The organism is Pseudomonas sp. F3-2 (assembly GCF_038804275.1).
Taxonomy (GTDB): Bacteria; Pseudomonadota; Gammaproteobacteria; order Pseudomonadales; family Pseudomonadaceae; genus Aquipseudomonas.
Genome location: NZ_CP152388.1, coordinates 3,791,331 through 3,817,385 on the forward strand (window position 1 = coordinate 3,791,331; position 26,055 = coordinate 3,817,385).

General features: G+C 65.5%; 2 protein-coding genes. Both read right to left on the bottom strand.

All coding sequences use genetic code 11. The features are described 5' to 3' along the window. Window positions 1-3: 3 nt before the first annotated feature. Window positions 4-16,206, bottom strand: a complete 16,203-nt coding sequence (locus AAGQ88_RS17345; RefSeq protein ID WP_342653063.1) for a non-ribosomal peptide synthase/polyketide synthase — start codon at window positions 16,204-16,206, stop codon at window positions 4-6. Next, a complete protein-coding gene (locus tag AAGQ88_RS17350) occupies window positions 16,206-25,946 on the bottom strand; it encodes an amino acid adenylation domain-containing protein (protein ID WP_342653064.1) in 9,741 nt (3,246 codons plus the stop codon). Before AAGQ88_RS17350 ends, AAGQ88_RS17345 begins: the two co-directional genes overlap by 1 nt. Between the last annotated feature and the right edge of the window lie 109 nt (window positions 25,947-26,055).

Consider the following 26,055-nt stretch of genomic DNA (forward strand, 5'->3'; position numbering starts at 1 on the left):
GGGCTATGCATATTCCTGCTCCTGGAAATCATGTGACTGAGGGCGTTCGTTGACCTGCGCGAGGGACTCGGCAAGCTGAGTGATGAACTGCTGATCACGGACGATCGAAAGGTGGTCGGCGTCGATCCAGGCCGAAACCTGCAGGCGCCCACCCATGCCCTGCTCCAGAAGAGCCGGTGCGTTATCGTTATTTTCCGGGGACCGCTCGGCCCACCAGGCGTAGACCGGCACGCCCGAGGTGTGGATTTCCCGGCATTGATTGGCCAGCTGGCGCATGTGCCGCTCGACGCCAAGCAGTTGTTGCCAGTGCTCGTCGGTCTGGCTGTCGTCATCACCGCCCACCGCAGGCGCTGTCGATTCCGGCACCGGAGGACGCGGCTGACCGGCGCCCGGCACGTAGCCGTCGATCAGGCCGACGAAGGCCACGCGCTTGCCCAGACGCACCAGCAGACGGGCCATCTCCAGCACCAGGGTCCCGCCCATCGACCAGCCGATCAGGCGGTAGGTCCCGGCAGGTTGGTGTTCGAGCAAGGCCTTGACGTAGTCGCGGGCCATTTGCTCGATGGAGCTGTCGCGCCAGTTGCCGTCGAGCACCTGACGGTTCTGGATGCCCCACACATCCCACTGGGCCGACAGGCGTCGCGCCAGGGCGTAGTAACCCACCACCGTGCCGCTGACCGGGTGCACGCAGAACACCGGTGGCTTGTCGCTGGCACCGCTGCTCAGGCGAATCAGCGGATTCGGCGCGCTATTGCGCAAGACCGGTTGCGTGTGAGCCGGGGCGTCTTCAGGCACGGGCAGGCTGTCCAGCAACTCAACCAGCGCCGTGCGGTAGGCGGCCTGCAGGCGCTCGATGGTTTGGCGCTGATAGCGCTGACCACTGAAGCGGAAGGTCAGACCTAACTGCCCGGCGAACACCTGACCGTTGATTTCCAGCTCGCGATTCAGCGGCGTGGACGGGTCGATCAGGTCACCGGCCGAGACATTCGCCGGTGCAAAACGGCCATCGCCCAGATCCTGGTCGAACTGGCCGAGGTAGTTGAACACCACCTTGGGTTCAGGCAGAGCAGCCAGTTGCTGACGAACCCGATCGGTCCCCAGATAACGCAGCAGACCGAAACCCACGCCCTTGTCCGGCAGACCGCGCACGGTGGCGCGTACGCTCTGCAGGGTGTGCCGGATGTCCTGCGCTGCTTTGACGCGCAGCGGAAACAGGCTGGTGAACCAGCCCACCGTACGTCCGACGTCCAAGGCTTCGGACAGCGCTTCGCGACCGTGGCCTTCGAGCGCGACGAGGTGGCCGGTCTGACCGCTCCAGCCGCTGAGGGCCTGCGCCAGTGCCGCCAACAGAATTTCGTCCATTCGCGCATCCAGTGCCGCTGGCGCTTCACGCAACAGACGACGGGTCATGTCCGCGTCCAGCAACAGCTCGCACTGCTCCAGGTCCTGCTGCGTCGCGCGGCCCTGGGCGTCGTCCACCGGCCATGCGTCATCACCCTGGCCGATCTGCGCCAGCCACCGTCCGGCCTCGGTTTCACGTTCCGGCATGCGTGCTGCGAGCGCGAGTTGCTGCGCCCAACGCTGGTAGCTGCCGGGTTTCGGCCCCAGGTTCACGGCGCTGTCCGAAGCCAGTTGCGCATACGCGCGGGCCAGATCCTCCAGCAGCACACGCCAGGACACGCCGTCGACCACCAGGTGATGAGCCACCAGCAACAGACGCTGGCCGTGAGGCAGCTGCGCCAGTACCACTCGCAGCAACGGGCCGTGCTCCAGATCGAGGCTGCGCTGCGCCTGTTCGCACACCATTGACAGCGCGGCGTCATCGGCCACCTCGCGGACCCACAGGCTGTCGCCCGCCGGCGCTTCGCGGTAGACCTGCTGCCAGCGCCCGTCGGCGTGCTGACTGAAACTCAGGTTCAGCGCGTCGTGATGCCGCTGGACGGCCTCAAGCGCACGCTCCAGCACATCGGCTTCCAGCGGACGCTGGACGTCCAGCAACAACGCCTGGTTGAAGTGCGCACGATGGGTCATCGGCTGTTCGAAGAAGTGCGCCTGAATCGGCGTCAGTGGCACCTCGCCCCTTGGGGTTTCATCGATCAGCACCGCGGCACTCGCCTCGACCACACTCAGACGCAGCGCCAGATCCTTGAGCCGCGGATGGCTGAACACGTCCTTGGGCACCAGCTTCAGGCCGACGTGACGCAAGCGAGTGATCACCGCCAGCGATTGAATCGAGTCGCCACCCAGCTCGAAGAAACTGTCCGAGCGCCCAATGGCTTCGACGCCCAGCAATTGCTGCCAGACCCGCGCCAGTTGCTCTTCCCGCTCGCCTTGCGGTGCTTCGAACGTCTGGCTGTTGAGCTGCGGATCTGGCAGCGCATTACGGTCCAGCTTGCCGTTCGGCAGCTGAGGCAGACGCGCCATGACGATGATGTGATGCGGCACCATGTATTCGGGCAGCGTGCTTCCCAGTTGTTGTTTCAGGCTGTCCTCGCTCAGATCGTTGCCACCGACATAGCCCAGCAGGCGTTTGCCGCTCGGCCCCTCGCGGACGATCACCAGCGCCTCGCGCACGCCGTCGCAGCCCTTCAGCGCCGCTTCGATTTCACCGGCCTCGATGCGGAAACCTCGGATCTTGATCTGATGATCGATGCGGCCCAGGTATTCCAGCAGCCCTTCGCTGTTCAGCCTTACGCGGTCGCCACTGCGGTAGAGGCGCTCACCTGGGCGGAACGGGTGCGGCAGAAAACGCTCGGCGGTGGCACCCGGACGATCCAGATAACCCCGCGCCACTGCGCCGCCCAGGTACAACTCGCCCGCGATGCCTTGAGGCAGCGGGTTCAGGTCGGCGTCCATCACGTAGCCCTGACGGTCGCCCACCAGATCACCGATCGGCGCGTACGCGGTGCTGAAGTCCGCCGTTTGCGCCGACGCCAGCCACAGCGTCGGCGTGACCACCGTTTCGGTCGGGCCATAGCCGTTGATGATCCACAGCGGCTGCAGGTTGCGGATGACGTCGCGCAGCATTTCGCGGCTGAACGCTTCGCCGGCAAAGCAGTAGGTTTTCACGCCGGGGCCCTTGCCCTGCAACCCGGCCCAGTCGGACAACTGCCGCAGGTAACTCGGCGGGAACGACGCGACGGTGATGCCTTCACGAATCAGCGTGTCGTAAGTCTGCTCGACGCTCCACAACTCCTGGTCGCGCAGCACCACGCGGGCGCCGTAACACATCGGCATCATCCAGCCTTCGTGGGCGCCGTCGAAGCTGATCGACAGGAAGTGGAACTTGCGATCCTCCGCGGTGAAGCGGTAACGCTCGCCGATGGTCTGGATGTGCATCGAGATGTCGCCGTGGGCGATGGCCGCGCCCTTCGGCTTACCGGTCGAACCCGAGGTGTAGATCAGGTACGCCAGTTGCTGCGGATGAATCACCACCTCCGGCGCGGTGTGCGGTTCAGCCGAGACGTCCAGCTGATCCAGATTGAGCAGCGGCACGTCGCCCACCGGCACGCGATCCAGTGCCGCGTCGTGAGAAATCAGCAGCTTCACACCGCCGTCTTCGAGCATGTAGCGCAGGCGTTCGGTCGGGTAATCCGGATCGAGCGGGATGTACGCGCCGCCGGCCTTGAGCACCGCGAAGAACGCCAGCCACAGGTCGACACCGCGCTCCATGGCAATGGCCACGCGCACCTCGGTACCGATGCCGCGCGCGCGCAGGGCATGAGCGAGCTGGTTGGCGCGACGATCGAACTCGGCAAAGGTCAGGCGCTGCTCGCCATGCACCAGGGCGATGGCGTCAGGACGCAGACGCGCGTGGTCGGCGATCAGTTCATGGATCGGGCGATCGACGTAGGGCGAGAACGGCGGCGTATTCCACTGGTCCAGCGCGGCGAGGTCGACCTCACTGAGCAGCGGCAGGTCGCCGATGGCGGTCTGCGGTTGCGCACAAACGGCGCGCAGCACGGTCAGCAACTGGCCGAACAAACGCTCTACGGTCGAGGCGTCGAACAGGTCGGTGGCGTAGTCCAGATAACCACTGATGCGGCCGTCCTGATGTTCGAAAGTGCCGAGCACCAGGTCGAACTGCGCGCCCTTGATGTCCCACTGTTGCGCCTCGATACTCAGGCCGTCGAACTGCAGCAGCGACATGTCCGGTTGCTGCTGGTGGTTGTAGCTGACCTGGAACAACGGGTTGACGCTCAGGCTGCGGGCCGGTTGCAGCGCCTCGACCAATTGCTCGAACGGCAAATCCTGATGAGCATGGGCGCCCAGCAGGTTGTCCTTGACCTGCGCCAGGAGCCGGTTGAACGGCTGATCGCCGCTGACCTGCGCACGCAGCACCAGGGTGTTGACGAAGAAGCCGATCAGGCCTTGCGTCTGCACTTCGGCACGCCCCGCCACCGGTACGCCGACGCGCAGATCGCGCTGACCGCTGAGGCGATACAGCAACGTGTCGAAGGCGGCCAGGAACAGCATGAACAGCGTGGCATCCTGCGCCCGAGCGGTCAGCCGCAACTGGTCGGCCAGGTCCTGCGGCAGCACGAAAGCATGCCGCCCGCCTTTGCCGTCGCGTTCGGCCGGACGTGGCCGGTCAGCCGGCAACTCCAGCACCGGCTGCTCGTCACCCAGCGCCGCGCGCCACCAGTTCAGCTGACGCTCGCGTTCGCGGCCACTGAGGTATTCGCGCTGCCAGCTGGCGTAGTCGGCGTACTGCACGGTGAGCGGCGGCAAGTGCGCGCCTTCCCCGCGCGAGAAGGCGCGATACAGCGCGGCGAAATCTTTCAGCATCACTTGCACCGACCAGCCATCGGAAATGATGTGGTGCATGCACAGCAACAGACGCCATTGGTCATCGGCGAGCTGCACCAGAGCGACCCGCCAAGGCGCGCGCTCGGCATCGAGGTCGAACGGCTGGTTCATGAAAGCGTGGGCGAGCGCGACGAAATCTTCCTGCGCGGTGACGCGCTCACGCAGATCGTAGCGAGCGACGGTGACGCTGCCGATGGGCAGAATGCGCTGCAAGGGAACGCCGGCCTCACCGGGAAGCAGGCACGTGCGCAGGCTTTCATGGCGCGCAGCCAGTGCGTCGAAGCTGCGTTGCAGGGCATCGAGCTGCAGCGTGCCGTCGAGGTTCAAGACGCACGGCAGGTTGTACGCCGCGCTCTCCGGTTCCAGTTGCGCGAGGAACCACAGACGCTGTTGTGCGAACGATTGCGGCGCGAACTCACGCTCGCTTCGCGGCAGCAGCACCGGCATGGCGGCCTGCTCGGCGCGAGAGGTGAGGTCATGCGCCAGATCCGCCAGCATCGGCGATTCGAACAGCGCCCGCAGCGGCAGCTCCCGCTTGAGGTCGCGCCGGATCTGCGCCACCAGTTGAATGCCGAGCAATGAATGCCCGCCCAGCTCGAAAAAGTTGTCCTGACGCCCCACCTGCTTGACGCCGAGCAGGTCCTGCCAGAGCTCGGCCAGTGCGCTTTCCACGCCGGCCAGTGGCGCTTCGAAGGCGCGTTGTTGCAGCTGAGGTTCGGGCAATGCCTTGCGATCGAGCTTGCCGTTGGCCGACAGCGGGAATCGCTCCAGCATGACCAGATGCGCCGGGACCATGTAGTCCGGCAGGCGCTGTTTCAACTGGTTGCGCAGCTGTTCTTCATCGAAGGCGTCGGCAACCAGATAGCCGACCAACTGCATGCCGGTACTGAGTTGACGCGCGACCACGACCGCTTCGCTTACCGCCGGATGATCCAGCAGCGCCGATTCGATCTCGCCGATTTCCACCCGCAGACCGCGCAGCTTGATCTGGTGATCGAGCCGACCGAGGTAATCCACCGCGCCGTCGGTACGCCAGCGGGCCAGGTCGCCAGTGCGATACAGCCGCTCGCCGTGGCCGAAGGGGCTGGCGACAAAACGCTCGGCGGTCAGGCCGGGACGCTGGTGATAACCCCGGGCCAGGCCGGCGCCGCCGATGTACAGCTCGCCCGGCACACCGACCGGTTGCGGGTTCAGGCGGCTGTCGAGGATGTGGACGTGCAGGTTGGCAATCGGGCGGCCGATCGGTACGCCAGCGCTGGGCTCATCGCGGCAGGTCCAGTGGGTGACGTCGATGGCCGCTTCGGTCGGGCCGTAGAGGTTGAACAGGCCCGCGTTCGGCAGGCGTTGCAAGGTGTCGCGAGCAAGGTCTGCGGGCAGCGCTTCACCGCTGCAGACGATGCGTTTGAGCGAGGCACAGCCGGACAAATCATCCTGGGCCATGAACGCAGCGAGCATCGACGGCACGAAATGCAGCGTGCTGATCCGGTTCTGCTCGATGAGTGCAGTGAGCAACGCCGGATCGCGATGATCGCCCGGCTGGGCCATGACCAGACGCGCACCCACCATCAGCGGCCAGAAGAACTCCCAGACCGAGACGTCGAAGCTGAACGGGGTCTTTTGCAGCACGGCATCGGACGCGTCGAGGGCGTAGGCGTCCTGCATCCAGGCCAGCCGGTTGAACAGCGCAGCGTGGGTGTTGCCCGCGCCTTTTGGTTTACCGGTCGAACCCGAGGTGTAGATCATGTACGCCAGCTGCTCGGGATGAATCTCGACGTTCGGCGCGGTGGTGGGCTGATCGGCGATATCCAGACGATCCAGATTCAGCACCTGCAAACCGTCCACGCCCGGCAGATCGTCGATCACCGCATCATGACTCAGCAGCAGCGCAATACCGGCGTCTTCGAGCATGTAGCGCAGACGGTCCAGCGGATACTCCGGGTCCAGCGGCACATACGCAGCGCCCGCCTTGACCACCGCGTACAGCGCCACGACCATCTCGATGGAACGCAACGCCGCAACGCCGACCAGCGATTCCCGGCCCACGCCCTGCCCGCGCAGGTAATGCGCCAGCTGATTCGCGCGCTGATCCAGCTGCCGATAGGTCAGCACCTGATCGCCACAGCGCAGGGCTTCGCGGTCCGGATGCTGCTGCGCCAGGCGTTCGAACACCCGATGCACAACGCAATCATCCGCAGCCCAATCCCGCGCCGTGTCATTGGCCTGCGCCAGTTGTGTGCGGTCCTGCGCATCGAGCAGTTCGAAATCACCAATCGCCGCGTCGGGCTGCTCGAGCAGCTGCGCAAACAGCTGCACGAAACGCTGATGCAGGCGCGCGATACTGGCGTGCTCGAACAGGTCGGTGGCGTAATTCCATGAGCCACCGAGCGCACCGTCCGCGTCTTCGAGAGTGTTCAGCGCCAGATCGAACTGGCTGCTGCCATCGTCAAGCGGCAGCACCTCGGCCTGCACACCAGGCAGTCCGGACAGCGGCTCGAAATCACGTTGCTGATGGTCGTAAGCCACCTGAAACAGCGGGTTGTGGCTCAGGCTGCGCTGCGGTTGCAGGGCTTCGACCAACTGTTCGAAGGGCAAGTCCTGATGGGCGTGCGCCCCCAGCGTCTGCGCCTTGGCGCGCTGCAGCACCTCGTCGTAGGACAGCTCAGCCGACACCTCGGTGCGCAACACCTGAGTGCTGACGAAGAAGCCGATCAGGCCTTCCACTTCCAGGCGTGAACGCCCGGCAATCGGCACGCCGATGCGCAGATCGTTCTGCCCGCTCAGGCGATGCAGCAACACCTGATACGCCGACAGAATCACCATGAACGGCGTGACGCCCCGGGCCTTGGCGAAAGCGCGCAGGCGCTGGCTGAAGTCGCCATCGAAACTGAACAGCAGGCGATCACCCTGATAGCTCTGCTGCGCCGGACGCGGACGATCGGTCGGCAGCTCCAGCACCGGGTGTTCGTCGCCCAATTGCTGTTTCCAGTAGGCCAGTTGACGCTCGCCCTCGCCCGCCGCCAGCCACTCGCGCTGCCAGACCGCGAAGTCGGCGTATTGAACTGGCAACGGCGTCAACTGCGCTTCGCGCTGCTCAACGGCGGCGCGGTACAGCTCGCTGAACTCCTGCAACAGCACCCGCACCGACCAGCCGTCGGAGATCATGTGGTGCAAGCACAGCAGCAGGCGCTGTTCACCCGCGCCCATGCGCACCAGCGCCAGGCGCCAGAGCGGGTCGTGGGAGAGGTCGAACGGACGCTTGACGAAATCCTGCGCCAACACGCTGAACGCCGCTTCCTGATCGGCTTCCAGAGTGCCCGGCGCGCTGAGGTCGATGCGCTCGATCTCTACGGCACGGGCGGGCTCGATCTGTTGCAGCGGCACCTCATCGCCCGCCACAAACCGTGTGCGCAGCACTTCGTGCCGTTCGGTCAGCGCGTCGAATGCCGATTGCAACGCCGCTTCGTCGAGTTCACCCCGCAGACGCACCGCGCCCGGCAGGTTGTAGGCATGGCCGCCCGGTTGCAGTTGATCGAGAAACCACAGGCGCTGTTGCGCGAACGACTGCACCGCGCGCGTGGCGTGACGGGCTATAAGCTCCAGTGGCTTGCCCGGCTGTTCGTCGGCGGGGTCAAGCTGTGCGATGCGCGACGCAAAATCGGCCAGGCGCGGCGCCTCGAACAGCGCCCGCAGCGGCACGCTGACGTCGTGTTCGTGACGCAGGCGCGAGATCAACTGCATCGCCAGCAGCGAGTGGCCGCCGAGTTCGAAGAAATGATCGTTGCGGCCTACCGCGTCGATGCCCAGCAGGGTCTGCCAGAGCGACGCCAACTGCTGTTCCAGAGCATTCTGCGGCGCCTGATAATCGCTGGAACTGACTTGCGGATCTGGCAATGCATTGCGGTCCAGCTTGCCGTTCGGCAGCTGCGGCAAACGCGGCATGACGACGATGTGCGCCGGGATCATGTATTCCGGCAGGGTCAGCTGAAGTTGTTGCTTGATCGATTCTTCGTGCAGCTCGTTGCCACCGACATAGCCCAGCAGACGCTTGCCGCTCGGCCCCTCGCGGACGATCACCAGCGCTTCACGCACGCCTTCGCAGCCCTTCAGCGCCGCTTCGATCTCACCGGCTTCGATGCGGAAACCGCGGATCTTGATCTGGTGGTCGATACGGCCGAGGTATTCCAGCAGTCCTTCGCTGTTCAGCCTTACGCGGTCGCCACTGCGGTAGAGGCGCTCGCCGGGGCGGAACGGGTGCGGCAGAAAACGCTCGGCGGTGGCACCCGGACGATCCAGATAACCCCGCGCCACTGCGCCACCCAGGTACAACTCGCCCGCGATGCCTTGAGGCAGCGGGTTCAGGTCGGCGTCCATCACGTAACCCTGACGGTCGCCCACCAGATCACCGATCGGCGCGTACGCGGTGCTGAAATCGGCCGTTTGCGCAGACGCTAGCCACAGCGTCGGCGTGACCACCGTTTCGGTCGGGCCATAGCCGTTGATGATCCACAGCGGCTGCAGGTTGCGGATGACGTCGCGCAGCATTTCGCGGCTGAACGCTTCCCCGGCGAAGCAGTAGGTTTTCACGCCGGGGCCCTTGCCCTGCAACCCGGCCCAGTCGGACAACTGGCGCAGATAACTCGGCGGGAACGACGCGACGGTGATGCCTTCGCGAATCAGCGTGTCGTAGGTCTGCTCGACGCTCCACAACTCCTGATCGCGCAGCACCACGCGGGCGCCGTAACACATCGGCATCATCCAGCCTTCGTGTGCGCCGTCGAAGCTGATCGACAGGAAGTGGAACTTGCGATCCTCCGCGGTGAAGCGGTAACGCTCGCCGATGGTCTGGATGTGCATCGAGATGTCGCCGTGGGCAATCGCTGCGCCTTTGGGCTTGCCGGTCGACCCCGAGGTGTAGATCAGGTACGCCAGCTGCTGCGGATGAATCACCACCTCCGGCGCGGTGTGCGGTTCAGCCGAGACGTCCAGCTGATCCAGATTGAGCAGCGGCACGTCGCCCACCGGCACGCGATCCAGCGCCGCGTCGTGGGAAATCAGCAGCTTCACGCCGCCGTCTTCGAGCATGTAGCGCAGGCGTTCGGTCGGGTAATCCGGATCGAGCGGGATGTACGCGCCGCCGGCCTTAAGCACCGCGAAGAACGCCAGCCACAGGTCGACGCCGCGTTCCATGGCAATGGCCACGCGCACTTCGGTGCCGATGCCGCGCGCCCTCAAGGCATGAGCGAGCTGGTTGGCACAACGATCAAACTCGGCAAAGGTCAGGCGCTGCTCGCCATGCACCAGGGCGATGGCGTCGGGACGCAGACGGGCGTGGTCGGCGATCAGTTCGTGGATCGGGCGATCGACGCAGGGCGAGAACGGCGGCCGGTTCCAGGCGTGCATCTCGCTGACGTCACGCTCGGTGAGCATCGACAGATCGCCGACACTCGCCTCGGGGAAGCGGCAGAGGCCATCCAGCAGTTTCTGGAAATGGCCGCACAGACGGTCGATCTGGTCGGCGCTGAACACGTTGCTGTGATAGTTGACGTGGATGTGTGCCCGCTCCCCCGCCACCACCGCCAGGCTCAACGGGTAGTGGGTCTTGTCGCTCAACTCCACCGAGCCAAGGTTGACGCCGCCTGCCTGCTTGTCGCGCAGCACTGCATCCACCGGGTAGTTCTCGAACACCACCAGGCTGTCGAACAGGTCACGCCCGGCGTGCCCGGCGTAGCGCTGCGCTTCGAACAGCGGCGTGTGTTCGTGTTCACGCAGTTCAAGGTTGTGCGCTTGCAAGGCGTTGAGCCAGTCGCCGACCTTCTGCTGCGATTCCGGCGCCTGCACCAGCGGCAGCGTGTTGATGAACAGGCCGAGCATGCGCTCGATACCCGGCACCTGCGCCGAACGGCCCGACACCGTAGCGCCGAACGCGACGCGCTTTTGCCCGGTGTAACGCTGCAACAGCAAGACCCAGACCGCCTGTATCAGCGTGTTGACGGTCACGCGTTGACGACGGGCTGCGCTGTGCAACAGGGCGCTGTCCAGGTCCATCGACCTGACCAGCACCTGCGCGGGCAGTGGCTCGCCGGTGGCCGACGTCGGCGCGGTCAGGGCTGCGGCCATCAGGGTCGGCTGCTCGAATCCGGCCAGATGCTGCCGCCAGAAATTCGCGCTGTGCTGCGCATCGCGGCTGAGCAACCACTGTACGTAGTCGCCGTAGTGCCCGGCAGGCATCGGCGCGGTGTCGGACATGGCCGTCTGGATCACTTCGCCCAGCACCGCCGCGCTGCTCCAGCCATCGAGCAGGATATGGTGGAAGGTCCACACCAGTTTCCACAGTGTTTCGTTCTGACGCACCAGCAGCACGCGCATCAGCGGCGCTTCGTGCAAGTGGAACGGCGTTTCCCGCTCCGCCGCGAGCACCTCGGCCAACGCCCGCGAGCCGCTGCGCAGGTCCAGTTCGCGAACCACCAGCGCCGCATCACGACGAATCAGTTGCACGGGCTGTTGGCTGCCGGCCAGACGCAGGAAGGACGCGCGCAGAATCGGGTGACGCTGAACGGCAGCGGACCACGCCGATTTGAAGCGCGTCAGCGGCAGGTGATCGATGTCCAGCGCCACCTGGTTGATGTAGAGATCTCGGGCATCATCGGCGCCTTGGGTCTGGGCCAGCTCGCTGTGGAACAGCAGGCCTTGCTGCATGGGCGTCAGCGGGTACAGCTGCTCGATGTCGCGCGCCGCGCCCGGCAATGCGTCCAGTTGCGCCTGAGTCAGGTCCAGCGACGGGAAGTCCGACGGCGTCACCGCCGAATGGCTGCGGCAGTGCTCGATGACCTCGTCCAGCGCGACGGCGTAGGCATCGAGCAGGCGTTGAATGGAGGCCGCCTCGTGACGCTCGCCGCTGTAGCTGCACGTCAGGCTGAAACGGCCATCGCGCACCTGGGCCTCAACGGACAACTCACAGCTCAGCGGCGCATCGGCGGCGCGCTGTGCCCCGCTGCTCTCGTCGGCGAGCATGAACAGACCGCTGCTGTTCTGCAGACGGCCCATGTAGTTGAACAGCACGCAGCCGTCCAGCGCCGGCAAGGCTTCACCGCGCAGGTGACGCAGCAAGCCATAACCGAGGCCGCCATGAGGCACCGCGCGCAGGGTTTCCTTGGTGTGTTTGAGCGCTGCATCGAGATCGTCGTGGGCCTGCAGGCTGACCGGGTACAGGCTGGTGAACCAGCCGACGGTGCGCGACGGATCGAGGCCCTCGAACAGGTCCTCGCGACCATGCCCCTCGAGCGCGATCAACGCGCGGGATTCACCACTCCAGTGGGCCATCGCCCGCGTCAGCGCGGTCAGCAGCAAGTCGTTGATCTGCGTGCGATAGGCGGCCGGCGCTTCGCTGAGCAGCGCCTGAGTGCGCGCCTCGTCCAGCTGCAACTGAAGTTGCTGCACCACGCTCTGCTGCGCACTGCCCCTCGGGTTGGCGCACGGCAGTGGCGGCGCGGCGGGCAGGTCACGCCAGTAATCGGCTTCGGCCAGAACGGCATCGCTGTAGGCGAAGTCCAGCAAGCGATTGGCCCAGCGCTGAAATGACAGGCCCTTGTCGCCCAGATCGATATCCAGACCGGCCTGGGCCTGATGATAGGCGTTGTGCAGGTCCTCGAGCAGGACGCGCCAGGACACGCCATCCACCACTAGATGATGCACCACCAGCAACAGACGCTCGCCGCCGTCGGCCAGTTTGAAATGCACAGCGCGCAGCAACGGACCGTCCTTGAGATCAAGGCTGGCCTGGGCTTCGTCGCAGGCTTCGGTCAGTTGGTCGGCGCTTACTTCACGCTGCCACAGCAGCGCATCGACGGGTTCTGCGCGATCAGCATCCGGATGAGTTTCAGGGCGATAACGCTGCTGCCACTGACCGTTGTCCTGACGCACGAAGCTCATGCGCAAGGCATCGTGCCGGCTGATCAGCGCGTGCAGCGCCTGCGCCAGAGCGGGCACTTGCAGGGCTTCGCCCGGCGTCAGCAGCAACGACTGGTTCCAGTGGGCGCGGCGACCCATGGGTTGCTCGAAGAACCCGTGCTGAATCGGCGTCAGCGGGATGTCGCGGTTGAATTCGATGCGCGCCTGCGCCACCGCTGCGTCGCGGTCCAGCACCTGAGCGACCTGCGCCAGTTCGGCGATGGTCTGGCGCTCGAACATCTGCCGGGGCGACAGTTGAATCCCGCGTTTCTTGGCGCGGGAGACGATCTGCAGACTGAGGATCGAATCGCCGCCCAGTTCGAAGAAGTTATCCTGACGCCCCACCTGCCTGACGCCGAGCAGGTCCTGCCAGAGCTCGGCCAGTGCGCTTTCCACCCCGGCCAGTGGCGCTTCGAAGGCGCGTTGTTGCAGCTGCGGTTCGGGCAATGCCTTGCGATCGAGCTTGCCGTTGGCCGACAGCGGGAATCGCTCCAGTGTCACCAGATGCGCCGGGACCATGTAGTCCGGCAGGCGCTGTTTCAACTGGCTGCGCAGCTGTTCTTCGTCGAAGGCTTCGGCGCCCAGGCGTTCCAGGACCAGGTAGCCCACCAGTTGCATGCCGGTGCTGAGTTGACGCGCGACCACGACCGCTTCGCTTACCGCCGGATGATCCAGCAGCGCCGATTCGATCTCGCCGATTTCCACCCGCAGACCGCGCAGCTTGATCTGGTGATCGAGCCGACCGAGGTAATCCACCGCGCCGTCGGTACGCCAGCGGGCCAGGTCGCCAGTGCGATACAGCCGCTCGCCGTGGCCGAAGGGGCTGGCGACAAAACGCTCGGCGGTCAGGCCGGGACGCTGGTGATAACCCCGGGCCAGGCCGGCGCCGCCGATGTACAGCTCGCCCGGCACACCGACCGGTTGCGGGTTCAGGCGGCTGTCGAGGATGTGGATCTGCAGGTTGGCAATCGGACGACCGATCGGCACCGCCGCGCCGGGCTCGTCGCGGCAGGTCCAGTGGGTGACGTCGATGGCCGCTTCGGTCGGGCCGTAGAGGTTGAACAGGCCCGCGTTCGGCAGGCGTTGCAAGGTGTCGCGGGCAAGGTCTGCGGGCAGCGCTTCACCGCTGCAGACGATGCGTTTGAGCGAGGCACAGCCGGACAAATCATCCTGGGCCATGAACGCGGCGAGCATCGACGGCACGAAATGCAGCGTGCTGATCTGATGCTGTTCGATCAACGCGGTGAGCAACGCCGGATCGCGATGATCGCCCGGCTGGGCCATGACCAGACGCGCGCCCACCATCAGCGGCCAGAAGAACTCCCAAACCGAGACGTCGAAGCTGAACGGGGTCTTTTGCAGCACGGCATCGGACGCGCCGAGGGCGTAGGCGTCCTGCATCCAGGCCAGTCGGTTGAACAGCGCAGCGTGGGTGTTGCCCGCGCCTTTTGGTTTACCGGTCGAACCCGAGGTGTAGATCATGTAAGCCAGTTGCTCGGGATGAATCTCGACGTTCGGCGCCGTGGTGGGCTGATCGTCCAAAGCCAGACGATCCAGATTCAGCACCTGCAATCCTTCGATCACGGGCAGATCGTCGATCACCGCATCGTGACTCAGCAGCAGCGCACTACCGGCGTCTTCGAGCATGTAGCGCAGACGATCCCGCGGATACTCCGGGTCCAGCGGCACATACGCAGCGCCCGCCTTGACCACCGCGTACAGCGCCACGACCATCTCGATGGAACGCAACGCCGCAACGCCGACCAGCGATTCCCGGCCCACGCCCTGCCCGCGCAGGTAATGCGCCAGCTGATTCGCACGCTGATCCAGTTGCCGATAGGTCAGCACCTGATCGCCATAGCGCAGGGCCTCGCGGTCCGCGTGCTGCTGCGCGAGGCGTTCGAACACCCGATGCACAACGCAATCATCCGTCGCCCAATCCCGCGCCGTGTCGTTGGCCCGCGCCAGTTGCGCGCGGTCCTGCGCATCGAGCAGTTCGAAATCTCCAATCGCCGCGTCAGGCTGCTCGAGCAGCTGCGCAAACAGCTGCATGAAACGTTGATGCAGGCGCTCGATGCTGGCGTGCTCGAACAGGTCGGTGGCGTAATTCCAGTTACCCGCCAGTTCATCCGCGGCGTTTTCCCACGTGTGCAAAGCCAGATCGAACTGCGCGCTGCCGCTGTCCAGCGGCATCAGGGTCGCCTTCAGGCCAGGCATCAACTGCAGGGCTTCGTCCTGACGTTGCTGATGGTTGTACAGCACCTGGAACAGCGGGTTGTGGCTCAGGCTGCGCTCAGGCGCCAGGGCATCGACCAACTGCTCGAAAGGCAGGTCCTGATTGGCCTGCGCGCCTTGGGATGTGACGCGCACGTTGTCGATGATCTGATTGAATGTGGCGTCGGCGGTGACCTCGCCGCGCAGGATCTGGGTGTTGACGAAGAAGCCGATCAAGCCTTCGGTTTCGGCGCGCTGCCGGCCTGCAATCGGTACACCGATGCGCAGATCGGTCTGCCCGCTCAGGCGCTGCAGCAGCACCTGATAAGCCGCCAGCATCACCGTGAACACGGTCACGCCACGCTGTTTCGCCAGCTCACGCAGGCGACCGGACAACGCCGCTTCGAAGCTGAACGGCAGGCGCGCGCCGCGAAAACTCTGACGTGCGGGGCGCGGCCGGTCGGCGGGCAGTTCCAGTACCGGCGGCTCATCGCCGAGCTGCTGCTTCCAGTATTCCAGCTGGCGATCGCCCTCACCTGCGTCCAGGCACGCCCGCTGCCACAGGGCAACGTCGGCGTAGTTCAGGGCCAGCGCGGGCAGCGCTTCATCGTCACCCTGAAGTGAGGCGCGATAGGCCTGAACGAAGTCGAGCAACAGCACCTGAATCGACCAGCCATCGGCGATGATGTGATGCAGACAGACCAGCAAGACATGCTCATCGACAGCACGCCTGACCAGTGCCACGCGCCAGAGCGGCCCTTGCGCCAGATCGAACGGGCGACGGGCGAAGGCATCCGCCAGCCCCTGCAACGCCTCTTCGTCAGCGGCCTCGAGCCGCTCGAAGGGCAACGCCTGGCGCGGCTGAATCACTTGCTCCGGCGTGCCGTCTTCGGCCGTGGCAAATACCGTGCGCAGGCTGGCGTGCCGCTCAGCCACGCGCTCGAACGCTGACTGCACGGCCGCGATGTCCAGCGTGCCTTCGAGCCGCAGCGCACCCGGCAGGTGATAAGTGCTGTTACCCGGTTCCAGCTGTTCGAGGAACCACAGGCGTTGCTGGGAAAACGACGTCGGGCTGCGCTCGCCGGCCACGCCCGAAGGAATCGGCAGGGCCGACGCATCCAGCCCCTGTTCGCGCAGCTTGCCCAGAAACACCCGGCGTTGGGCCGCGCCCAGGCTGAGGAAGCGGGTAGCCAGTGCCTGCAGCTTGCTTTGCGAAGTCATGCTCGGTTGCGACATCAGTTGCTTTCCTCCAGCTCATTCATTAACTCGTCCAGGGCATCGAGCCGGTCGAGTGTCAGGGTCTGCCCCTGCAAGGTGTCGATCAGGGCGGCCTGCGCGGCGATGGTGGTGGCCTCGAAGGCCTGGGCCAGTGGAATGCTCACGCCCAGGCGCTCGCGAATGCGCGACAACAGCCGTGTTGCCAGCAGCGAATGCCCGCCCAGTTCAAAGAAGTTGTCGTCGCGACCGACCCGCTCGACTTTCAGCAGGCTTTGCCACAGCTCGGCGAGAATCTCTTCGCGCTCGCCGCGAGGCGCTTCAAAACGGCGGGCCTGCCAGTCAGGCGCCGGCAGCGCCTTGCGGTCGAGCTTGCCGTTGGCGTTGCGCGGCAGGCGTTCGAGCAGCATCACTTGGGCCGGCACCATGAACGCCGGCAGCTCCAGCGCCAGCGCGGTCTTCAGCACGTCGGCCGACAGACGCTGCTGCGGCTCGCCGACCACATACGCCACCAGTTGCGGACCGTGTGGAGTCGGCTGCGCGCTGACCACCGCGTCGCGCACAGCCGGTTGCGCCAGCAGCACGCTTTCGATCTCGCCCAGCTCGATGCGCTGGCCGCGGATCTTCACCTGGAAGTCGGCACGGCCGACGTACTCCAGCGCACCGTCGGCATTCCAGCGGGCCAGATCGCCGCTGCGATACAGCCGTGCGCCCGGCTCGCCGAAAGGATCGGGCAGGAAACGCTCGGCGGTCAGCCCGGGACGAGCGGCATAACCGCGACCCACACCGATGCCGCCGATGTACAACTCACCCACCACACCCGGCGCCGCCAGTTGCAGGCTGGAATCCAGTACATACAAACGGTTGTTATCGGTCGCACGCCCGATCGGCATGTTCGCCTTGGCCGCAGGTGCGGCGGTCAGCGTATGCAAGGCGACGTCGTCGGCGCATTCGGCCGGGCCGTAGGCGTTCACCAGCGGCACGTTTGGGTAGCGGGCGAACCAGCGGGTGGCCAGATCGACGGTCAACGCTTCGCCGGTCGGCAGCAACCAACGCAACGTATCGAGCTTGTGCGGCGCCACGGCGAGCATGCCGTCGATCACCGCGGGCACGCATTCGAGCACCGTGATCTGGTTGACAACCACCTCTTCCAGCAGGCGTTGCGGGTCGTGCACCACGGCGTCCGGAAGGATCTCCACGCGCCCGCCAAACAGCGGTGCGGTGAGGAACTGCCAGACGGAAATATCGAAACCGGTGGCGGCGGTCTGGGCAATCACGTCGCCCTCGCCCAGGCGCAGATACGGCAGCTTGGACATCTGGTTGTTGAGCATGCCGCGCTGGTTGACCATCACCCCTTTCGGCTCGCCCGTGGAGCCGGAGGTGTAAATCACGTAGGCCAGTTGCTCGGCACTGGCGTAGCGGCCCGGATTGCTGTCAGCGCTGCTGTCGGCGGTGCTGGCGAGCAGGTCTTCGAGAATCAGCACGCGCGGCCTGGCCTGTGCCAGCGCCAGAATCGCCTCGACCTGAGCCAGGCAGTCAAGGGGCGTCAGCAACACCGGCGCGGCACTGCTGCCCAGCATGCGCGCGCTGCGGCCGGCCGGGTGACGATCGTCCAGTGCCAGATAGGCACCGCCGGCCTTGAACGCGCCGATGATCATGCTCAGCAGCGGCAGACCGCGCGGGGCGAACAGCGCCACCACGTCATCGCCCTGCACACCGGCGGCGATCAGGCCGTGACCAATGCGGTTGGCATCGCGGTTGAGTTCATCGTAGGTCAGGCTCTGGCCCTGACAGCGCGCCACTTCCCGTGCCGGGTGGGCGAGCACGCGCGCCTCGAAACGCTCCAGATAACTGATGCCGTACCAATGCGTCTCAAGCGGTCCGCGCCCCTGCGCCAGCAACTGCTCGCGCTCGGCCTGTTCCAGCACCTGCAACTGATCGAGGGTCTGCTGCGGATCGTCGATCAGCTGCGTGAGCAGGCGACGGAAATGCCCGACCAGCGAGGTCATGTCGGCGTCGTTGAAGTGTCGGCTGTCGTAGGTGAGCTGCAATTGCAGCGACTCGCCGGGCAGCAGCACCACCGTCAACGGGTAGTTGGTGTGAGTACGGTTTGCCAGCGGATTGATCCGGTATTCGTTCACGGCCTGCTGAACCTCGGCGCCCAACGGAACGTTTTCGAAGACGAACAGGCTGTCGAACAACGGCTGCCCGCGCGGTGTGTCGGCCAGCAGCTGGATGTCTGCCAGGGACAGGTGTTCGTGCTGACGCATCTCGGCGTTCTGGCCTTGCAGGGCGTTGAGCAGTTCAAGCGCCGAAGCCCCGACGCCCGGACGCTTGATGCGCAGCGGCAAGGTATTGATGAACAGGCCCAAGGCCCCTTCGATCCCCTCAAGCTCGGTCGGACGACCGGCGACCGTGACGCCGAACAGCACTTCGTCGCGGTCGGCATGGCGCATCAACAACAGCGCCCAGGCGGCCTGCACGAAGGTGTTGGCAGTCAGACGAAACTGCCGCGCCTGCTCGGCCAGCTTCGTGGTTTGCCCGCTGCCCAGCGCCAGCGTGACGTCGCGCATCTGCGATTCGCGCTGCAGGTGACTTTGCGGGCTGTGGCGGTAGGGCAACGGTGTGACGTCGGTGAAACCGGCCAAGGCGTTGCGCCAGTAATCGCGGCTGAGCGCTTCGTCCTGCTCGGCCAGCCAGGCAAGAAAGTCACGGTACGGCCGCGCCGCCGGGAGGCTGACCTGACGACCGTCGAGGAAGGCGCGGTAATGGGCGAAGAATTCAGTGAGCATCAGGCCGCGGCACCAGGCGTCGATCAGCGCGTGGTGATGGCTTTGCACGATGCGGAAATCTGCCTCGCCGAACTTCACCAGACGCAGGCGCAGCAACGGCGCCCGGGCGAAATCGAAGCCCTGCTCACGCTCGGCGGCGAGCAATTCGTCCAGCTCCGCTTCGGCAGCCGCGCGAGGCAAATGACTGAGGTCGATCAGTTGCGCCACCGACGGCACGCGACGCATCACCACCTGACGCTGCACGCCACTTTCCAGGCCATGGAACGCCGTGCGCAGGGCCGGATGACGCTGCACCACTTGCTGCCAGGCGAACTTGAATGCGTCGAAATCTACGTGGCTGCCGACGGCGTACTGATCCTGCATCAGATAGATGCCGTTGCCCTGTTCCAGCAGGCTGTGCAACAGGATCCCCTGCTGCATCGGCGCCAGCGGCAGGATGTCTTCGATGTCCCGCGCAGCGATTGCCAGCGCATCGAGCTGGCCCTGATCGAGCCCTGCCAGCGGGAAGTCCGACGGCGTCACGCCTCCTTGGCGCTCATCGCTGCAGTGGGCGATGAGCAGCGACAATTGCTCGCGGTACAGCGCCACCAGTTGCTCGATGCTGTCACGACTGAAACGCGCGTGGCTGTAGGTCCAGTGAAGCTGCAACTGGCCGTCGCGGACCTGCCCGTCCACCGCCAGCGCGTTGGCCAATGGACCTTGCGGGTCGCGCAGATGGCCGGGGGTATGTTCCGCTCGTGCAAACCGCACCCCTTCGGCGTCGTCGAAACGGCCCAGATAGTTGAAGGTAACGCCCTGCCCTGTGAGTTCAGGCAAGTCGGCACCAGTCAGGTATTTGAGCACGCCATAACCCAAGCCTTTGTCGGGCACGGCACGCACGGCCTCTTTGACCGACTTGAGCGTGGCGACCACGTCGTCACCGGCTTGCAACGCTACCGGATACAGGCTGGTGAACCAGCCGACGCTGCGGCTCAGGTCCAGCGCGCCGCTGGCATCCTCGCGGCCATGGCCTTCGAGACTGATCACGTGACGACGGCGTCCGGTCCATTGCTGCAGCGCCTGGGACAGCGCCGCCAGCAACAGGTCGTCGATGCGTGTGCGATACGCCGCCGGGGCTTCACTGAGCAGGCGCCGGGTGTCGTCCGCGCCCAATGTCAGGCCGACGGTCTGACCGTCGCCGACCCGGCTTTCAATCGAGGTGTCGCCTGGCAGGCAGGCTTCGGCGGCGTCCAGCGCTTGCCAGTACGGCAATTGAGCGGCCAGTTCCGGGCTGCGGGCCCGTGCGTGGAGGGCGTTTGACCAGCTCTGGAAGCTGGCGGTTTTCTCCGCCAGCGTGGCGCTGTGTCCGGCGGCCAGACGGCTGTAAGCGTGTTGCAGGTCTTCCAGCAGCACGCGCCACGACACGCCATCAACGGCCAGGTGATGAATCGCCAGCAGCAGACGCCCCTCGCCTGACGGCAGCCGGGCATGAACCACGCGCACCAGCGGACCGGTCTCGATGTTCAGGCTGCGCTGGGCTTCGTCGCTGAGTGAGGCAAGGTCTTCTTCACGGCTCAGCTCACAGGTCCAGAGCACGCGGTCGACGGTTTCGCTGTCGCGATAGCGCTGCAGCCACTGCCCGTCGTCACCCTGATGGAAGCTCAGGCGCAGGCTGTCGTGTTGCACCAGCAACAGCGCCAGCGCTTGCCCCAGCATCATCACGTCCAGCGCCTGCGGCAGGTTCAGAAGAAGTGACTGGTTCCAGTGCGAGCGCTGCGCCATCGGCAGGCTGAAGAAACGTGCCTGAATCGGCGTCAGGGCGAAATCCCGAGGGGCAACCGCGGGTGCGGGGGCGGCTGCGGCAGGCTTGGCATCGGCCAGCACCGCCACCTGCGCCAGCTCGGCGATGGTCTGCTTTTCGAAGAGCTGTTTGGGTGTCAGGCGAATCCCCTGACGGCGAGCCCGGGCGATGATCTGCAGGCTGAGAATCGAGTCGCCGCCCAAGGTAAAGAAGTTGTCGTGACGGCCTACGGACTCGACGTTCAGGGCCTTTTCCCAGAGCGCAGCGAGGGTCGCCTCGACGCCATCGTGGGGGGCTTCGAAAGTCTGCGACGTCACGTTCGGCGTCGGCAATGCGTGGTGATCGAGCTTGCCGTTGGCCGTCAGCGGGAAAGTCTCCAGCGTCAGCACATGGCTGGGCAGCATGTAATCGGGCAGGTGCTCCGCGAGGCGCGCCCGCAGGCTGTCGCCGTCGGTGTGTGCCGCCTTCTCGGTCAACGCATAGGCGATCAACTGGCCGCGATCGTCGACCCGCACGTGCGCATCACGCACGCCATCCAGCTGGCGCAGGCGCTGGGCAATTTCACCCAGTGCCACACGGTAGCCGCGAACCTTGACCTGATCGTCGGCGCGACCGAGGAACTCGATCTGCCCGTCAGCCAGCAGGCGCGCGCGGTCACCGCTGCGGTAGAGACGGCTGCCCGAGCCGACTGGATCGGGAATGAACACCGCCGCCGTCATGCCAGGTCGGTCGTGATAGCCGCGAGCCAGACCCGGTCCACCTATGTACAGCTCGCCGATGTCGCCCTGCACCACTGGCTCCAGCTGATCGTTGAGGATCAGCGCCAGCGCATTCGGCAGCGGGCGGCCAATCGGCGCGGTTAGCGCAGCGCCACCGGCGTGCGTGAGTTCATTGCTCAGCACGCCGACCGTGGTCTCGGTCGGGCCGTAATGGTTGATCACGCGGCAGCCCGGTTTCAGGCGCTGGACCTGTGACACCAGCGCCCAGGGCAATGCATCGCCGCCGAGAATCAGCGCCTGTTCGGGCAGAACGTCGGCGGCATTTGCGGCCTGCAGCAGACCGCTCAGGTGCGTCGGCACGATCTTCAGCACGCCCACCGAGTGCTCGGCCATGTAAGCGGCGAAACGGTCGGCGTCGTTGGTGCGTTCAGGGCTGATCAGGTGCAGCGTGCGCGCCGAACACAGCGCGCCGAACAACACGGTATGGCCCAGATCGGCGCCGACCGTGGAGACCATCGCCATGCTCGCCTCAGGTGACAGGTCCAGACGTTTGAGCAGGCCCTGAACGTAATCGGCCAGCGCAGCGTGGCTGATGACCACGCCTTTTGGCGTGCCACTGGTGCCGGAGGTGTAGATCAGGTACGCGGCCTGCTCGGGATGCAGACGCCCATGCAGCGCTGCAGCAGGCAGTGAACGCCATGCAGCGTGGGTGTCCATGCCGATGACTTCGCCGGTGAAACCGCCAGGCGCCGGGGCATCACTGAGCAACCCGCGCGCACCGCTGTCGGCCAGCACGAAGGCCAGACGTTCTGCTGGCCATTTCGGGTCCATCGGCACATAGGCGGCGCCAGTCTTGAGGATCGCCAGCAGACCGACGACGAACTCTACCGAGCGCTCCAGCACCACGCCGACGCGGCTTTCAGGACCGACACCGACCGAGCGCAGGTACTGAGCCAGTCGATTGGCGTCGGCCTCCACGGTCTGGAAGTCCACACTGTGTGCCTCGCTGCGCAGCGCCGGATGGCCGGGCTGCGAGCGGACACTGGCGTCCCACAGCGTCAGCACGTCACTGCCTGGGAATGCCAGCGTTTCAGCCTGCAGCCGCGACGGCACGGCCGCCACCTGCAAGTCGCCCAGGTGACGCTGTGGCTGAGCCACCACCTGCGCGCAGATGCGCAGCAGATCGGCGGCGAAACCTGCGATCCGGGGCTCGTCGAACAGGTCGCAGGCGTAGGTGAATACCGCCTGTATGCCTTCGGCGGTGTCGGTGATGTCCAGCCCCAGATCGAAGTGCGCCGAGAAGTCATCCAGCTGGTTGACGTCCATGCGCATGCCGGCCATTTCCAGGTTCTGCGGCAACGGGAACTGCTGAGTGAACTTCACGTGACACAGCGGGTTGTGGCTGAGATCTCGGGTCACGCCCAAGGCTTCGACGAGTTGCTCGAACGGCAGGTCCTGATGATTCTGCGCGCCCAGCGCCGCGTCCTTGACCGCCTCGATCAGCGTACTGAAGGGCTGCTGCGCAGAGAGGTCCGTGCGCAGCACCAGCGTGTTGACGAACAGTCCGATCAGCCCCTCGGCCTCGGTGCAGGTGCGTCCGGCCACCGGCACACCGACGCGCAGATCGGTCTGGCTGCTGTAGCGATGCAACAGGGTCTTGTAGGCCGCGAGCATGACCATGAACAAGGTGGCGCCGTGGCTCGCCGCCAACTGGTGCAAGCCCTGACTCAACGCAGCATCGAACGCGAGGGCGTAACGCGCGCCGCGATGACTTTGCTGCGCCGGACGGGGACGGTCGCTCGGCAGGGTCAGCACCGGATGGGTGTAGCCCAGGCGCTCACGCCAATAGTCAAGTTGACGCTGGCCTTCGCCGCCGGCCAGGCGCTCACGTTGCCAGGCGGCGAAATCGGCGTACTGGATCGGCAACGGCGTCAGCGTCGGAGTCCGGTCCTCGGCGTAGGCGCTGTACAGCGCAGCGAAGTCCTTGAGAAGGACCTGCACCGACCAGCCGTCCGAAATGATGTGGTGCAACACCAGTACCAGTTGCTGCTGGTCCGGCGCCAGACGCACGTTGATTACCCGCCACAACGGCCCGGTGTGCAGGTCCATGGGCTGCTCGACGGCGGCCCTGGCCAGTTCGCCCAAGGCTTCGAGCGGTTGCGCGTGCCGGCTCAGGTCATGGCGCTCGACGGCCACCGGCTGCGCCGCGTGAACGTGCTGCACTAGGCGCTCATCGGCATCGATGGCAAAGGTGGTGCGCAGGCTTTCATGCCGGGCGACCAGGTCGTCGAGGCTGCGCTGCAGGGCAAGGTCATCGATGGCGCCGCTCAGACTCAACTGGCCACACAGGTGATAGGCGCTGCTATCGGGTTCCAGTTGGGCAAGGAACCACAGGCGCTGCTGCGCGAAGGATTGCTCCGCAGGCGTGTCCCGAGAAATCCGCGCCACGGCCTGCGGGCGTTCCGGGCTGAGCGTCTGGCTGGCGACATGGGCACTGAAGGCGCCCAGCGTCGGGTGTTCGAACAGGTGAGCAGGCGCAAGTTTCAGGCCCAGTTCGGCGTTCAGGCGCGACAGCACCTGCACCACACTCACCGAGTCACCGCCACGGGCGAAGAAATGATCGTCGGCGCACAGGCCCTGTTTGCCGAGCACTTCGGCCCACGCCGCAACCACCTGCGGCAACAGCGGCGTCGCCTCGCCGGTGCCCTCTTCAATCGACGCATCGAGCAGACGCCCGTCCTGCCAGATCGCGAAACTGTCGAGGCTGCCGTCCTGCCAACCGCTGCGGCAGGCGGCGCGCTGCAGCTTGCCGCTGGTGGTGCGCGGCAAGGCGCCGGGCTCCAGCAGCACGATGACTTTCGGCGCCACCAGAAACAGCTCGGAGACCGCATCGCGCACCGTTTCGCAAATCATCTGCGGCTTCATCAGACGGCGCACGTTGCGGCTGATTTCCAACGCCAGCCCCACCCCTTCGGCGCCCTGCTCGTCGGTCACCGGGAACGCCGCGATGCGGCCACGGCGCAGCAACTCCACGCTCTTCTCTAGCGCCTGCTCGATGTCCTGCGGGTAAAGATTCTGGCCGTTGAGAATGATCAGGTCCTTCAGGCGACCAGTGATGAACAGCTCGCCTTCACTGGCGATCGCAAGATCGCCGCTGCGCAGCCAGCGCTTGCCGTCTGCCTGTACGAAGGTGGCGGCGGTGGCTTCGGCGTTCTGCCAGTAACCCTGAGCGACGCTGGGGCCTGCGATCCACACTTCGCCGACCTGCCCGGCCTGCAGAACCTGCTGAGTCGCGGGATCGACAATGCGCAGGTCGTGATCCGGGCGGCACCAGCCACAGCCGGGCAAGCGGCTGGTGGAACGCTGCCGGGCGAACACCGCTTCTTCAGCGTCTCCTGCCGCCAACTGGCTGCCATCGAAGTGCCTGATGCCGAACGGCACCTCACGTTCTGCGGCGCTGACATACAGCGTCGCCTCGGCCAGACCGTAGCTGGGCGTCAAGGCGCGGCGATCGAAACCGGCCGGGGCAAAGTGCTCGCTGAACGCGTCCAGGGTCGCGATGCGGATCGGCTCGGAACCGGAAAACGCCAGGCTCCAGTGTTGCAGATCGAGATGCTTGACCGCCGCTGGCTTGATGCGCTCCACGCACAGGCGGTAAGCGAAATCCGGGCCGCCGGAGAAGGTGCCGTGGTACCGGCTCATTGCTTCGAGCCAGCGCGCCGGACGGCCGAGGAAGTAGTTCGGCGACATCAAGGTCAACGTACCGCCGTAGTACAGCGGCAACAGAAGTCCGCACATCAGGCCCATGTCGTGATACAGCGGCAGCCAGCTGACCCAGCTTTCGGTCGAGGCATCGGTGACGAAGTGCCGTGCCATCGCCAGTTCGTTGGCCATGAGGTTGTCGTGGGAAACCATCACGCCCTTCGGCGCACTGGTCGAACCCGAGGTGTACTGCAGAAACGCCAGCGACGACGTGTCGATCAGCGACGGCTGAAATTGGCCCTGCCAGCCGTGCACCTCTTCAATGGCGACGAAGCGCCCGCCAGCCGGCATGAACGGCTGCAGCAGGTGCTGGAATTTATCCAGATCCTCGCGACGGCCCAGCACCATGCCCGGCGCCGCGTCGTGAAGGATGCCGGTCAGGCGGTCCAGATGGGTCTGGCGGTTGTACTCCGGCGCGAATGCCGGCACCGCGATGACATTGGCATACAGGCAACCGAGAAACGCCGCTGCGTAATCCGCACCGGTCGGCAGAATGAGCACACATCGCTCGCCACCGCGGGTTCCCAGGTGGTGCTGCAACAGCCCGGCAATCGAGCGCGCCTGGGTATCCAGCTGCGCATAGCTGGTCAGCAGCGGTTCCTGGTCCTCGTGGACGATGTGTCGAAGGGCAATCCGGTCCGGCTGGCTCTGCGCATAAAGGCCCACCAGTTCGGGAAAATGCGCGGCCTGATCTCGTATGGATTTCATTCTTTCACCTATTTGTTTCGGCAAGGCTCAACCCACGGACGGCCCGACGGCCTGGCCCGCAACGTTGTGAAAAGGAATTCGGTGGCCTGGACGGCCACCGTCATGACGG